Below are 14,326 nucleotides of genomic sequence, written 5' to 3'. Positions count from 1 at the left end.
CGCCCCATGTCCCCCTCAGCCGCGCTGATCCCGGTGTCGCCGCACGACATCGGGATCGCCGAGGCGGCCGCCCTTTCGGGCCGCCTCACCTACCTCTGCATGTGCCTGACGCTGTGCTGGGGCGTCCTCGCCGCCACCGGCTGGGTCCGCCGGTTCAGCGGCCAGGACGCGATCCGCACGGGGCACGTCCTGCTCGCCGCGTTCACCCTCGCCCTCGGCACCGTGCACGGGCTGACCTTCCTCTTCCTGGAGGACGACCCGTTCGGCGTCGCCGACCTGCTCCTGCCCTTCTACGACGGCACCCCGCGGCACGCGCTGGGCATCGCCGGCCTCGAGCTCGTCATCGCCGTGTCCGTGACCGCGGGCCTGCGGCGCGGCACCCGCGAAGGCCGCTGGCTGCGTTTCCACCAGGCCGGCTACCTCGCCATCGGCCTGCTCGCCGTGCACGCCTGGCTCGGCGCCGTCTCGAGCGGGCACCTCACCGTCGTCTGGCTCGCCGGCATCACGCTGCTCGTCCCGCCGGTGCTGCTGTCGGCCCTGCGCGTGCTGCCCGCCAAGGTCCTCGCCCGCGCCGGGCTGGTCACGGCGCCACCCGCCGAGCCCGACGCCGAACCCGCCACCCTGCGCGTCGACGTCGACAGCCACCGCTGCCACGCCTACGGCGTCTGCCAGTCCGAGGCGCCCCAGGTCTTCCAGCTCGGCCTGGACGGGCAGCTCGCGTACGAGAAACGCCCGCTCGCCCAGCTCGCCCCGAACGTCCAGGCCGCCGCGCGCGCCTGCCCCATGAGAGCCATCCACCTGTTGGGAGCCACCCGATGAGCGAACGCATCGTCATCGCCGGAGCCGGCCTCGCCGGCCTGCGCGCGGCCGAACGGCTGCGCGAACTCGGCTTCGACGGCGAAGTCGTCGTCCTCGGCGCCGAACCCGACATCGCCTACCACCGCCCGGCCCTGTCCAAGCAGCTCCTCACCGGCGCGGTCAGCCGTGCCGACACCCTCCTCGCCGACCCCCTCGAAATCGACGCGGAATGGCGGTTCGACACCCCGGTCACGGCGGTGTCGCCTCAGAAGCAGGTCGTCCACCTCCGCGACGAGGAGCTCCCCTACGACGGCCTGATCATCGCCACCGGCGTCGAGCCCCGCCGCATGCCGGGCGCGCCCCACGGCCACCCGCGCGTGGTCGTCGTCCGCACCCTGGCCGACACGATCGCCCTCCAGCGCGCCCTCGCCTCCAACCCCGGCCCGGTCGCCGTCATCGGCGACGGCTTCATCGGCTGCGAAGTCGCCTCCAGCCTGCGCGAGATGAACCGGGACGTCGTCCTCTTCGGACGTTCGAGAGCGCTCCTCGCCGACGTCCTCGGGCCCGACATCGGCGACTGGCTCACCGCGCTCCACACCGCCCGCGGCGTCCACCTCGAGCTCGGCACCACCATCCGCCGCTGGCGCCCGGCACCCACCCACGTCGGCCTCGAGTTCGCCGACGGCCGCGCCCTCGACGTCGCCTGCGTCGTCGTCGCGGTGGGCAGTGTCCCGGCCGTCTCCTGGCTCCGCGGCGCCAAGCTGCCCCTCGACGACGGTGTCGTCTGCGGGCCCACCTGCCACGTCGTCGGCTCCTCGACGATCGTCGCCGCCGGCGACGTCGCCCGCTGGCCCAACCTGCGCTTCGACGCGACCCCCCAGCGCGACGAGCACTGGCTCAACGCCGTCGAAATGAGCCGTGCGGCCGCCCAGAACCTCCTCACCGGTCCTCAGGGCTCCCCGGCCTACACTCCCGTGCCTCGCTACTGGTCCGAACAACACGGCGTCCGCATCCAGGTCGCCGGCCGTCCCGCGCTGGCCACCGACACCGTCCTGCTCGAATCCCCGGTCCCCGGCACCCGCCCCATCACCGGCTTCGTGCGGAACGGCAAGCTCGTCGGCCTGATCGGGCTCGACAGCCCCGCCGCCGTCCTGCACTGGACGGCCGAACTCGCCCGCCAGCACCCCGCGCCCGCCGAACCCCCGCCCGAAGTCCGGCCCCGCCACCACAGCGAGGCCGTGGCCGGGTACTGAGCTACCATCCAGCCTGCGGACGAGCTGGCAGGGCGGTCGCGAGCCGGGGTGACCCGGCTCGAGGAAAGTCCGGACTCCGCAGGGCAGGGTGGTTGCTAACGGCAACCCGGGGCGACCCGCGGGACAGTGCCACAGAAAACAGACCGCCCCCGTCGTCAGGCGGGGGTAAGGGTGAAACGGTGGTGTAAGAGACCACCAGCATCCCGGGCGACCGGGATGGCTAGGTAAACCCCACCCGGAGCAAGGCCAAGAGGGAGTTCGCTCCTGCGCAGGCGTTCGAGGACGGCCCGTCCGAGCCTGCGGGTAGGCCGCTGGAGCCTGCCGGCGACGGCAGGCCGAGATGGATGACCGCCGCCCCGCGAGCCGCAAGGCGACCGGGGAACAGGATCCGGCTTACATGCCAGCTCGTCCGCGCCCAGCTCGCGTACCCAGCCGGTCGGCTCGCGTACCCAGCCGGTCGGCTCGCGTACCCAGAGGGTCGGCTCGCCGGCCGACCGTCCAGGTACGCGAGCCGACTCCCTGGGTACGGAAGTCGGTACCGTTGGCGGGTTACTCGGTAGTAGGGTGCGGCTATGGCGGGTGACGAGCAGCGGTTCAAGGTGGCTTTCGATTCCTTGCACGCCCTGGTGTACTTCGCGCCCGAGGTCGACGCCGCTTTCGCCGACGTGGGGCTGCGGCCGGGGCGGATGCCGTACTTCGCCGGCCGGGGCGCCGCCATGGGGGCCGTCGGGCCCGAGGTCATCGCCGCCACCTTCTACAACTTCAACCCCGAGGTCATCGCCCGCACCATCCCGCGGGCCTGGACCCTGGCCACGCCCGAGCAGGTCCTCGAGGCGCGGCTGGCCGGCGTCGACAAGGCGTTCACGCGGCTGCTCGGCGACCACGTCAAGAGCGACGAGGTCGCCGAGGCCGCCGAACTCGCCCGCGAAGCCACGGCGGGGTGCCGCGGAGAAGGGCGCCCGCTCTACGCCGCCCACGCCGGGCTGGCCTGGCCGGGGGAGCCGCACCTCGTTCTCTGGCACGCCGTCACGCTGCTTCGCGAGCACCGCGGCGACGGCCACATCGCCGCTCTCGTGCTCGAAGGCATCGGCGGCCTCGAAGCCCTCGTCACCCACAGCGCGACGGGACGCGGCTTCGTCACCGCCGCCGCGAAGCTCACCCGCGGCTGGAGCGACGAGCAGTGGAACGCCGCCGAGAGCGCGTTGAAGGACCGCGGGCTCCTCGACGCCGAGGGCGCGCTCACCGAGTCGGGCGTCGCACTGCGCGACCGCGTCGAGATCGCCACCGAGACGGCCGCGCGGGGGCCGTGGGACCACCTGGGACCCGAGAAGACCGCCCGGCTCGAAGAGCTCTGCCGCGACCTCAGCGCCCGCGTCCTCGACGCCGGCGCCTTCCCGGCGGACGTTTTCGCCCAGGGCCGGCCCTGATCGACCAAGATCACGCTATGTAGTGAAAAACTTGTGAGGTTCTGAGCGCCCTGTGACGGACAGCGCGGGCTCACAAGATCGAGATGGGGCTCGACCGGCCGAAGGGTCGTGACAGAGTGGACTCGTGCGACAGGGCCGTTCGTGTCATGTCACACTGTTCCGGGCCGTACAACGGCTCGAACGTCAGTACCCACAGTGAGCAAATCCCGGGCATAGGGGTGAGTTCGTCAGCACACTGAGAAGTATGGGTGGCCGGGGTTCAACCCGAGGGCCCTTGCCGCGATGATGGTGAGCGTGGAGTTTTCGTGTGCCGTGCGCACTGCACCGGTTGAAGAGCCAGCCGGTGTCTACTCTGCGCGCTTTGACCACTACCCCTCGTAGCCTCCATGATGTTGTTCGAAGCACCGCCTGAGCCAGAACCGCGCGGGCCCCACCGCGCACCGGGAGTATCGCGATGATGACCTTGACCACCCTCGACACGCTGGCCGCCGGCGGCGAACTGGGCACGGGAAACGTGCGCCAGTGGCTGCTCGACAACGTCATCCCCCTGGTGCTGCTGGCCGTTGCCCTCCTGCTCCTCTGGCTGGGTGGCGGCAAGGGCGACAACGCCGGCGTCATGCGGCGGCTCGCCGGCGTGGTGATCGCGCTCGCCATCATCGGTCTCGCGGTCAGCGGCGCGGGCGTGAACGTGGGCCAGTGGATCGCCGGCCTGTTCACCGGCTGAGGCGGCGGCGTGCGCATCAGGACCGATGACGAGGTTTACCGGGTCGACGCCGTGTGGCTCGGCCCGCCGAAAGCGACTTTTCCCTGGAGAGCCCGGTACGTCGCCTGGCTCATCGGCATCCCGGCGTTCTTCGTCGTCCTCGGCATCGAACGCTGGGCGGGGTGGAGCTTCGGGTTCTTCTCGACGGCGTGGGCGTTCGTCGCCACCATCGCGATCACCCGGCTGCTGACGGCCAAGATCAGCCACGAGCGCCCGCTGGGCACCGTGGTCGCGATGGCCGGGCGCGAGCTCAACACCCCCCGAGCGGTGACCACGGGCACGGGCGGCGCCGTCAGCGCCAGCCGCGTCCGGGTACGGGCCGAGCGCCCGCTGCCGAAGCACAAGCGGAGACGGCAGTACCAGCACCACGGCGGCCCGCCGGGTGCCGCCATCACCCAGGGAACACCACGAGCGCGCCGGAACCGCGGCAACGCGGCTCGGGCCGGGAGGTAGTCGTTGTTCGGTCGCGGCGCTAGCCGAGGAAAACCGGGTCGGGACGCACACTCGGGCGCATGGCAACCGCCCGAGCAGGTCCGCGCGTCGCGAAACGGCTCGGGGAACAAGGCTCGCCTGCCCGGTGAGCAGGCCATACCCGCGTATACCCCGTCGATCGCGGTGCGAAGCATCGACGGGCACCTGGTGCGCACGGGGTACGAGGTCTACGCCTGGTACCGGCTGGCGCCGCAGCGCTGGTCGTTCCGCTCGGACTCACAGCGGCGGGACCTGATCGCGGCCATCGCGGGCCAGTACGCCGAGCTGCAGGGCCGCTGGCTGCACCTGCGCGTGACGAACCGGCCGTACCCGATCCGGATGTGGGCCGAGGCGCACGTCTACAACGCCCACGGGCGGCCCAACGACGTCCCGGGCGCGCTGTCGTTCGACGACTACCTGATCGGCGAGCAGCAGCAGCTGATGGGCCGCTCGATGGCCGAAAAAGAGGTCTACATCGGCGTCCAGGTGCAGACGCGGCGGATGGTCGACCGCGCGGTCGAGCGGGCCGCGCCGGTGCTGCGCAAGATCCTGCCCGAGGCCGTCGACGCCGAGCTGGCCGCGCTGGACTCCGAGGTCGAGCACCTCGACCAGGTCATCGGCAGCGCCGGGCTGGAAGGCCGTCCGGTGCACGCCGAGGAGATGTCCTGGCTGATGCACCGGTCCTGTTCGCTGGGCCTGCCCGCGCCGCGGAACATGCCCGCGGTGCCGGGCGCGGCCTGGGAGCCGGAGGACCTGGCCAGCTTCACCGACGCCGCCGACTACTACGCCGACCCGTACGCGCCGACGGTGACCGTCCGCGGCCGGACCGGCTCCAACGCCGGCGTCTCGCGGCACCTGGCCGTGCTCACCGTCGGGCAGATGCACGGTCTGCAGATCCCCGAGGTCGACGACCCGTGGATCCAGCACGCCGACCGGCTGCCGGCGGCGGTCGAGGTGTCCGCCCGGATCTACGTCCGGCGTCCCGAAGAGGTCGCCAGCGAACTGCAGCGGCAGATGAACAAGGTGCGCTCGCAGGTCAAGCACTACACCGACGAGCACGAGCTGGAGCCGCCGCAGTCGCTGTCGCGGCAGGCCGGGCGTGTGCTGGAGATCGACGACGAGATGACGTCGGGCTTCACCGCGCTCGCCACCCGCGTCCGCTCCTGGTGGCGGCTGGCGGTGTCCGGTCCGACCGAGCGTGACGCGCTGCGCCTGGCCCAGCAGCTGCTCGACCTGTACAAGCCGAAGATCGCCATCGAGCACCCCGAAGCCCAGTACGCGATGGCCAGGGAGTTCATCCCCGGCGAGCCGCTGGCCTCGGCGGCGTACATGCGCCGCGGCTCGGTGGTCTGGGCGTCCTCGGCGGTCCCGACGGCGACCGCGGAGGTCGGCGACCGCCGCGGCATCCTGCTCGGCGAGACGTGCACGGCAACCCGGCGCCCGGTGGCGTGGGACCCGTGGATGGCCCAGGAGATCCGTGACGGCTCCGGCCTGACGGCCATGGTGGCGGGCCTGGGTGGTGGTAAGTCGTTCCTCGGCGGCGGCATCGTCTACAAGACGCTGCGCGCGGGGGCGAACTGGACGATCCTCGACCCTTCGGGTCCCCTGTCCCGCCTCTGCGACCTGCCGGAGCTGCGGCCGTACGCGCGTCCGATCAACCTGCTCAACGCCCAGCCCGGGATCCTGAACCCGTACCGGGTGGTCGCCGAGCCGCTGATCGAGCACTTCATGGACGAGGACGACCCCGAGCGTTCCTGGCGCCGCGAGAAAGCCCTTGCCGGCGCGACGCGACGGCGTCTGGTGCTCGATGTCCTGAGTGGTGTGCTGCCGTACGAGGTCTCGCGGATGGCGCAGACCCGGATCGTGCTGCTGCGCGCGGTCCGAGCGGTCGGTGGCCGCTTCGACGCCGACCCCGGCCAAGTAATCGATGCGCTGCGCCGGGATTCTTCGGAACACCACGAGCACGCGGGCGTCGTCGCGGACTTCCTGGACGAGATGCGCGAGCGGATGGCGCTGCTCATCCCGGAGACCGACGCGGACCCGTACTCCGAGACCCGCGACGACCGGCTCACGGTGCTGACGATGGCCGGGCTGACGTTGCCGAAGGACGGCGTCCCCCGCGAGTACTGGACGGACGCGGAGTCCCTCGGCGTCGAGATGCTGAACCTGGCGGCGTGGCTGACCCAGCGGTCGGTGTACGAGAAGCCGAAGGAACTGCGCAAGGGCGTCTGGATCGACGAGGCGTTCTTCCTGTCCGAGGTCCCGACCGGGCGCGTGCTGATGAACCGCTTCGCGCGTGACTCGCGCAAGTGGAACGTCCGCGTGCTGCTGTCGTCCCAGATCCCGGCGGACTTCCTGAAGATCCAGGGTTTCGTGGCGTTGCTGGACTCCGTGTTCGTGGGTCGTCTCGACGACGACGACGCGCAAGCCGATGCGTTGCGGCTGCTGAAGGTCCCGGTGGGCGTCGGGTACGAGCAGGTCGTCGCGGCCCTGGGGCGCCGCCCGGGCGCCCAGCGGGATCTTCAGCGGGACGTCGAGCCCCGCCAGTTCATCTTCGGCGACGGCGCGGGCGGCGTGGAGCGCATCCGCGTCGACTTCTCGGGCCCACACCTGGAGCACCTGCGCGCGGTCATGGACACGACGCCGGGCTCGAAGGACGCGGCCAAGCCCCGCCCGGGTCACGAGCTGGCCCTGCCGAAGACGGAGGAGAAGAAACCGTACGTCCCTGTGCCCCCGGAGGACGACATCGAGCTGGAGCAGGACTTCGAGCTGGCGGCGGAACTGGAGGTCGGCCTCGCCGACGAGAACCTCCTGGGCGCCCCGGACCCATTGGCATCGGAGACAGGCGAGGTGGAGGGCGGCGTCCAGCCGCCGACCGGGCAACAGCACGCCCGTACCGGAGGAAAGGGCGGCACCGGCCGGGACGCCGCATGAACGCCGCCCGGGAACGAGGCACGCGCGCGGATCGGGGCGCGAGCCCCGGCCACCGGGCCGCGGGCAACCGCCCCGTCGTTGAGACCGCTCCCGTCGCGGCCACGCGGGTCACGTCGGAGGGGGCGGCATGAACACCCTTCTGACGTTGGCGGTGCTGCTGACGCTGGCCGCCGGATGGCACGCGTTGAAGCGCCGGGTCAAGGAAGGTCCGCGGGCCCGGCGCGTACCGGGCCGCAAGGCGACCATGTTCGCCGTCATGCTGGTCCTCGGCCTGCAGGCCATCGCCACGGCCCCCGCGGCCAGCGCGGCGGCGTGCGGCGAGGCGCCGAACCCGGAACGTCCGGGTGCCGGGATGGTCGGCGCGATCGACCCGCCGGAAGGCCACGGCGAGCCGAACAGCGCCTACATCGACTACGGCTACGCCGGCATGGTCTGGAACACCTTCGAGACCAACTGCACGGCGATGAACCTGACCCCGGCGGGGTCCACTTTGGACACCTGGGGTGGCAACCAGCTGTTCAACCTGGGCAAGAACATCGTCGGTGCCACGAACTCGCTGCACTACACGGTGCTCGAGGGCGGCCTGCTGAACCCCATCTACAACGCGGTGAAGTCGGGCGCCGAGAAGGTCTACAACAACATCTACGCCCAGCTGTTCGGGCTGGTGGCGCTGATCCTCTCGATCATGATGTTCCGCAACATCTGGCGGGGTGACCTGGCCGCGGTCAGCAAACGAGCGCTCTACGCGCTGGCCGGTGTGTGGCTGGCGGCGTCGTCACTGGCGATGCTGCGGTACTTCGACCCGATCGACAAAGCGATCGTCCAGACCACCACGAACATCCAAGCGGGGTTCGTCGACGAGAGCGGCGACCGGATCGTCCGCGACATCCTGCCGACCCAGCTCCACACCCAGATCGTGTACAACAACTGGCTGCGCGGGGAGTTCGGCACGCCGTCGGCGCCCCAGGCCGGGCAGTACGGGAAGCCGCTGCTCGACGCCCAGGCGTTCACCCGCAACCAGCTGGTGAACGGCGACGACGGGAACCAGGCCGTCATCGACGGCAAGAAGAACGCCTACAAGGACATCTCCACCAAGCTCGGCCCCGCTACCGGCTACTTCACCGGCGAAGCCGGCGGCCGCATCGGTGCGGGCTTCCTGTCCCTCGGCCAAGCCCTCGTCTACTCGCTCTTCCAGCTCCTGGCGAAAGCGTCCGTGCTGCTGGCCCAGGTCCTCATCCGCCTGTTCGCGCTCACCGCGCCGCTGATCGGGCTCGTCGCCCTGCTGCACCCGGAGATCCTGCGCCGCGTGCTCAAGGTCGCCGGCGGGGTCGCGTTCAACCTGGTCGTGCTCTCGGTGCTCGCCGGTGTGCACGCCCTTCTCCTGCAGGCGATCTTCGCCGCCGGGAACTCACTGAACATGCTCACGCAGATGGTCCTCGCCGGGCTCATCACCGTGCTGCTGTTCATGGTCGGGCGGCCCGTGCGGCGGCTGTGGCAGATGGTCGAGATGTCGGTCAGCATGGTCGGCGCCGCTGTGCCGTCGCCCGGTGGCGGGATCTTCTCGCGGTTCCGGCGCAACCGGAGCGGCCCCACCCCGCAGGACGAGTTCTGGCAGAACGTGCGTGACACCGACGACGTCGTCGACGGCGAGCAGCGCGGGCCGATGGGTGCCACCGTCGGTGGTGGCCGGTTCCGGCCGGAAGCCACGATCTTCGCCAACGCCCAGCGCCTCGACCACGGCTCCGGTGCGTCCCGCCCGGCCGCCGCGTGGTCCGGCGCGTGGCCGGGGGCCGTCGGGGGCGGTGGCTCCGCGGGCGCGCTGCCCGCGGCCCGGCGCCCCGGCGCTCCGGTGTTCGGTCAGTACAACCCGGCGGGCGGCGACCCCGGGGACTACGTCGTCGTCGGCGCGGGCGGCCGTCCGACGACGCGGCAGGAGAGCCGGCGGGTCGACACCTCGCCGGTGGCCGACCGGCGCTGGAGCGACGAGCCCGAGCCCGTTGTCGTGCCCTCCGACCTGCGTACCCCGGAGTCGGGCTTCAGCGACTACCCGTCGCCGGATGCGCCGCGGGTGCCGGGTGCGCGCGCCCAGCCGCGCCGCGTCGACCCCGAAGTCGTCGCCGGCAAGCCGGTCTTCGTGCTCTACCGGCCGTCTCGGGGCATCGAGGTTCGCGAAGAACCCCGTGACACCGACCAAGTGATGGGGCGGTGACCGATGCCGATCCGCACCAACCGCGGCCGCGCCGCGGTCTACCGGCGCCTGTGGGGCTGGCCGCTGCGCTCGCCCCGCCACCTGATGGGCACCCTGGTGTTCCTGGCCATCCTGGTCACCGCGCTCGGCATCGTGCTGCCGAAGGCGGTCGGCAAACCGCAGGCCAAGGCGTCGCCCACCACCGGGACGACCACGTCCGTCACGACGACCCCGCCGGGCATCGCCGCGCCGGTGCCGACGTCGAACCTGCCGACGCGGCTGTCCACGCCGCTGGTCACCCCCACCCCGGTGCCGCCGAACGAGGACGCCCTCCGCGTCGCCAAGCAGTGGGCCGCGGCCTGGGTCAACCACCCGGCCGGTATCACTTCCGCGCAGTGGCTCGCCCAGCTGAAACCCTTCACCACTGACGAATACCTGCCGGTGATGCAGACGGTCGACCCGGCGAACATCCCGGCGACGAAGGTCACCGGTGAGCCGGTGGTCGGCACGTCGTACTCCAGCTCGGTGCAGCTGACCATCCCGACCGACGGGCCGAAACTGGCCATCACGGTGGTCAGCACCAACGCCGGCTGGCGTGTTGCCAACTACGACCAGGCGAGCTGACCGTGCGGCGCCTGGGGCTCTGGCTGGGGCTGGTCGTGTTCGTCGCGATCGGCGCCCTGGTCGTGACCGCAGTCGCCGCGAAGGTCGTCATCGACAACCAGCAGGCCCAGACCCGGGGCGTGTCGCTGATGAGCTGCGACGCCTCGGTCGGGCCGACGCAGCCCGGCCAGGGCGAGCGCGGCACGGTCGACGCGTCGAAGCTGGACGACGAGCAGCGCGGGATCGTCGCGCTGATCGTCTCGATCGGCAAGCAGCGGTCGCTGGCGCCGCGCGCGTGGCAGGTCGCGATCCAGGCCGGGATGACCGAGTCCGGGCTGCACAACCTCACCTACGGCGACCGCGACTCCCTGGGCATCTTCCAGATGCGCCCGTCGATGGGCTGGGGCACGGTGGCGCAGGTCACCGACCCGACGTACGAGGTCAACAAGTTCTACGACGTCCTGCTGGGCGTGCCGGACTGGCAGAACAAGCTGCCGGGCGACGCCGCGCAGGCCGTCGAGCGGTCGGGCTTCCCGAGCCGCTACCACAAGTGGGAGCCGATGGCGGCGACCCTGGTGCAGAACGTCGGCCAGGTCGTCGACGTCGTCGGCTGCGGCACGGGCATGGGCGCCCTGCTGCCGCCGAGCCAGGCGGCCGGGCAGGCGATCAAGTTCGCGCTGGGCGAGCAGGGGAAGCCGTATGTGTGGGGCGCCACAGGGCCGGACGCGTACGACTGCTCCGGGCTGATGCTGCGGGCCTACGAGTCGGCCGGGATCATCCTGCCGCGCGTCTCCTACAACCAGTACCACGCCGGCGCGTTGCTGCCGGTGCGCGAGGCGCAGCCCGGTGACCTGCTGTTCCTCGCCACCAACCCGGCGGATCCCGACTCCATTCACCACGTGATGATGTACCTGGGCGACAACAAGGTCGTCGAAGCGCAGCAGACCGGCGTCCCGGTGCACATCCGGCCCTTCTCGTTCGACGAGCGCGAACTGGTACCGCAGGCGGTCCGTCCCGGCGTTTAGCATGGGTGAGAGCCTCTTGACACGAACAGGGGCCGGCGGATTCGGCCGACAGCGGAACCGATTCACCCGACGTCGCGGCGCTTCCACGAGCAGGTGGCCGCGTACTGGCAGAGGATGAGCACGTGGGACGGAAATTCGGCAGGCGAGGCAAGGCCGGCGCGGGCGAGCCCCGGGACCCGGCGGCGCTCTTCGGCGCGCCCCAGCCGCCCCGGCAGTCGGCTCGTCCCGCGTCCAGCACCCCGCTCGCCGACCAGCTGGGCCAGGGGTACCCCGGCGTGGACGCGGGGTACGTCGTGCTGCCGCGTTCGCTGGCCGAAGGGATGTCGCTGCCGTGGCAGCACCAGATGGCGGCGCTGCTGGCCCAGTTCCACGCGGAGAACGCCTCGCTGGCGTGGCCGGTCTACCGGGTCGTGCCCTCGCGGTACGAGAAGCTGGCGGACCTCGACGAGGAGCAGCTCGCGGAGGCGGGCTACCTGGTCGAGATGGACGCCGACGGCGAGATGGTCTACCGCGAGCGAAGCGGCCGCAAGGTCGACGACCCGCTGAACACGACGGTCCTGGTGTCCTGCCTGGACCCGATCCCGAAGCCGGCGGCGCGTCCGGCACCGCCACCACCGGGAGCCCCGCCGGCGCCCGGCCAGGCACCGGCCCCGATGAACATCGGCCCGGCCCCGGTGTGGCGGACGGTGCCCCACCCACCACCGGCGCAGTCGGTGCCGGGGACGCCGGAGCAGCACGTCGCACCGCCCTCCGAGCCACGCCCGGGGTGGGGACGTCCGGAGGAAGCCGCTTGGGCGCCGGGGCGGGGTTCGGACGATGTCGCCGCCTCGCCGCCGAGCGCGGCCTGGACACCAGCGGATTCCGCGGGCCACGCTGCTCCGGCCGCGGAGCCGGAATGGTCGGTGCCGGTCGAGTCGGACCCGCCGGGACCGGTCAAGGCTCCGCAGTCCTTCCCACGGCATGCCGCTCCCGAGCCGCCTGCGGCCACACAGTCTCCGGTGACCGAACCCGTCCCCGAAGTGGCCGCGGAACAGCCCGACCCCGGGCCTTCGGGGGATGTCTCGCAAGAGCCGGAGGAACCCGTCGCCTCAGGTGAGGTGAGTACAGAGCAAGCAGCGCCGGAGCAGGCGCCCGCGGCCGGGGCGGTGCCGACGGAAGCTCACCCGGAAGCCGGGGAGCCGGTCGCGGCGGAGACTCCGTCGGAGCCTGCGGACCGGCCGGAAGCAGAGCAGCCTGAGGTGATCGCACCGGCCGAGACGGAGCCTGTCGAGGCGCTCGGGCCGTGGACGGCGGCCCGGCCTGAGGCGGCCGTACCGTCATCGGCCGACGAAGACCAGGCCGAGGCGCTCACACCGGCGGAACAGAAGCCGGTCCACCCGGTCGAGCCGGAGTTCCAGACCGGACCGCCCACGGTGCCCCAAGCGGCGCTGCCGGAGGCGGCTGCGGCGCAGGCATCGGAGGGGGCCACCGCGCCGCCTGCGGAGACGGCACCGCCCGCGGGTTCGTCGCAGCCTGCGGCTGCTTCTCAGCCGGTGCCGCCTGTTGCGGAGTCGCCGGAATCGTCTGTTGGTTCGCAGCCGGCTGTCGGTGCGCCAGATCCTGGCGGCGCGGCGCAGTCGCCTGGTGCTTCCCCGTCGCCGGTGCTGCCTGCGGCTTCGGAGCTGGCGGCCGCTGCGTCGGCTGCCGATGGCACCCCGCAGCCGCCTGCTGCTTCACAGGATCCTGGTGGCATCGCGCAGCCGCCTGCTGCCGCTCAGTCGCCGGTGCCGCCTGCTGCCTCGCAGCCGCCGGCCGCTGCTGAGGGCCCCTCGCAGCCGTCTGCTGCTTCGCAGCCGTCGGTGCCCTCTGCTGTTTCGCAGTCGGCTGTTGTTTCGCAGGATCCTGGTGGCACCTCGCAGCCGCCCGCTGCTGCTCAGCCGCCGGTACCGCCTGCTGCTTCCCAGCCGGCGGCCGCTGCACCGGCTCCTGACGGAACCCCGCAGCCCCAGTCGCCGGTTACGCCCCAGACCGCATCTCCGCAGGCGCCCGGTGTGACCGGTTCCCAGCTCCCGAAGCCGCCTTGGGGACCCGTCGGTCTCCCAGCCGCCAACGCAGGTTCCGGTGCCGCTCCCGCTCAGGAGCCGGTTCCCGGATCCCACCCGGTACCCGGCGGGCTCGCCGCACGAGACAGCAACCCGGCACCCGGCCCCGCGCAAGACCCCAGGCCGACCAGCCCGGCTCCGGGCTTCGATTCCGGTCCCGCTCAGGTCCCCAACCCGCCGCCCCCGCCGGGCTTCAACCCGGCCCCTGCCGCCAGCCCGAACCCGGCCCCGCCTCCGCAGGCCAAGCCGGTGTTCCCCGGCCCGGAATCCACCCCCCAGCCGTTCCCCGCCCGTCACGCCGCCCCGGCGCGTCCGGTCTTCCCCGGGCCCGGGACCATGCCTCCCGTACCCCCGGCCCCCAACGCGCGCCCGGTGTTCCCCGGGCGGGACACGCCTCTTCCGCAGCCTTCACGGCAAGAGCCCGCCACTCCGCCGCGTGGTACTCCGCGTGGCTGGTTCGACGAGTTCACCGAGCAGAAAGATCCCGAAGAACCGCAGGACTTCGGCCCGACCGGCCAGCCGACCGAGATCCCGTACCGGTACAAGCGCTGACAGCCGGGCCGCCGGGTGCGAACCTGGTTCCATGGCCAAAGACCCGAACCCGGACCAGGGGTGGTACTACAACACCCGTACCCACCAGGTCGAGCACCTCGAACGCAGCCGCAGCGTCGACCTGCTCGGCCCGTACCCGGACGAAGCCACCGCGCGCCGCGCGCTCGACATCGCCCGGGAACGCACGCGGCAGGCCGATGCCGCCGACGCCTCCTGGAACGACGACTAGAT

The 14,326-nt window shown here is 72.0% G+C and carries 11 protein-coding genes and 1 other RNA gene; all 12 read left to right on the top strand.

Features of this window, described 5'->3' with window-relative positions:
• Window positions 1-6: 6 nt before the first annotated feature.
• The 12 genes from CF165_RS17330 to CF165_RS17275 all read left to right on the top strand — a co-directional run bounded on the left by CF165_RS17330 (window position 7) and on the right by CF165_RS17275 (window position 14,324).
• Window positions 7-819, top strand: a complete 813-nt coding sequence (locus CF165_RS17330; protein ID WP_093948573.1) for a ferredoxin — start codon at window positions 7-9, stop codon at window positions 817-819.
• Window positions 816-2,051: an NAD(P)/FAD-dependent oxidoreductase gene (locus CF165_RS17325; RefSeq protein WP_093948572.1), complete on the top strand. Its 1,236-nt coding sequence runs from the start codon at window positions 816-818 to the stop codon at window positions 2,049-2,051. Before CF165_RS17330 ends, CF165_RS17325 begins: the two co-directional genes overlap by 4 nt.
• A 20-nt stretch (window positions 2,052-2,071) precedes the next feature.
• Window positions 2,072-2,463, top strand: an RNA gene (rnpB, locus tag CF165_RS17320) — RNase P RNA component class A.
• Window positions 2,464-2,623: 160 nt separating this feature from the next.
• Complete coding sequence (locus CF165_RS17315; RefSeq protein ID WP_093948571.1) at window positions 2,624-3,478, top strand: SCO6745 family protein; 855 nt, start codon at window positions 2,624-2,626, stop codon at window positions 3,476-3,478.
• A 454-nt stretch (window positions 3,479-3,932) separates the two neighbouring features.
• On the top strand, window positions 3,933-4,202 hold the full coding sequence (locus CF165_RS17310; protein WP_093948570.1) for a hypothetical protein: 270 nt from the start codon (window positions 3,933-3,935) through the stop codon (window positions 4,200-4,202).
• A gap of 9 nt (window positions 4,203-4,211) precedes the next feature.
• Window positions 4,212-4,694, top strand: coding sequence for a hypothetical protein (locus CF165_RS17305; protein WP_093948569.1), 483 nt, complete (start codon window positions 4,212-4,214; stop codon window positions 4,692-4,694).
• A gap of 3 nt (window positions 4,695-4,697) precedes the next feature.
• Entirely contained in the window at window positions 4,698-7,646 is a 2,949-nt protein-coding gene (locus CF165_RS17300; RefSeq protein ID WP_093948568.1) for an ATP-binding protein, read from the top strand.
• A gap of 127 nt (window positions 7,647-7,773) precedes the next feature.
• Window positions 7,774-9,855 carry a hypothetical protein gene (locus tag CF165_RS17295; RefSeq protein WP_093948567.1) on the top strand — a complete coding sequence of 694 codons (2,082 nt, stop codon included), beginning with the start codon at window positions 7,774-7,776 and terminating at the stop codon, window positions 9,853-9,855.
• A 3-nt stretch (window positions 9,856-9,858) separates the two neighbouring features.
• Complete coding sequence (locus tag CF165_RS17290; RefSeq protein ID WP_093948566.1) at window positions 9,859-10,458, top strand: hypothetical protein; 600 nt, start codon at window positions 9,859-9,861, stop codon at window positions 10,456-10,458.
• A gap of 2 nt (window positions 10,459-10,460) precedes the next feature.
• Entirely contained in the window at window positions 10,461-11,462 is a 1,002-nt protein-coding gene (locus CF165_RS17285; protein WP_093948565.1) for a C40 family peptidase, read from the top strand.
• 122 nt (window positions 11,463-11,584) lie between these two features.
• Complete coding sequence (locus CF165_RS52655) at window positions 11,585-14,095, top strand: hypothetical protein (RefSeq protein WP_240521644.1); 2,511 nt, start codon at window positions 11,585-11,587, stop codon at window positions 14,093-14,095.
• 31 nt (window positions 14,096-14,126) lie between these two features.
• The gene (locus CF165_RS17275) at window positions 14,127-14,324 is read left to right on the top strand and encodes a hypothetical protein (protein WP_093948564.1); all 198 of its coding nucleotides are present in this window, start codon (window positions 14,127-14,129) and stop codon (window positions 14,322-14,324) included.
• Window positions 14,325-14,326 lie beyond the last annotated feature (2 nt).

Origin of the sequence: Amycolatopsis vastitatis (assembly GCF_002234595.1) — a bacterium.
In the GTDB taxonomy this organism is placed as follows: Bacteria; Actinomycetota; Actinomycetes; order Mycobacteriales; family Pseudonocardiaceae; genus Amycolatopsis; species Amycolatopsis vastitatis.
This window is presented reverse-complemented; position numbering and strand designations above follow the sequence as displayed.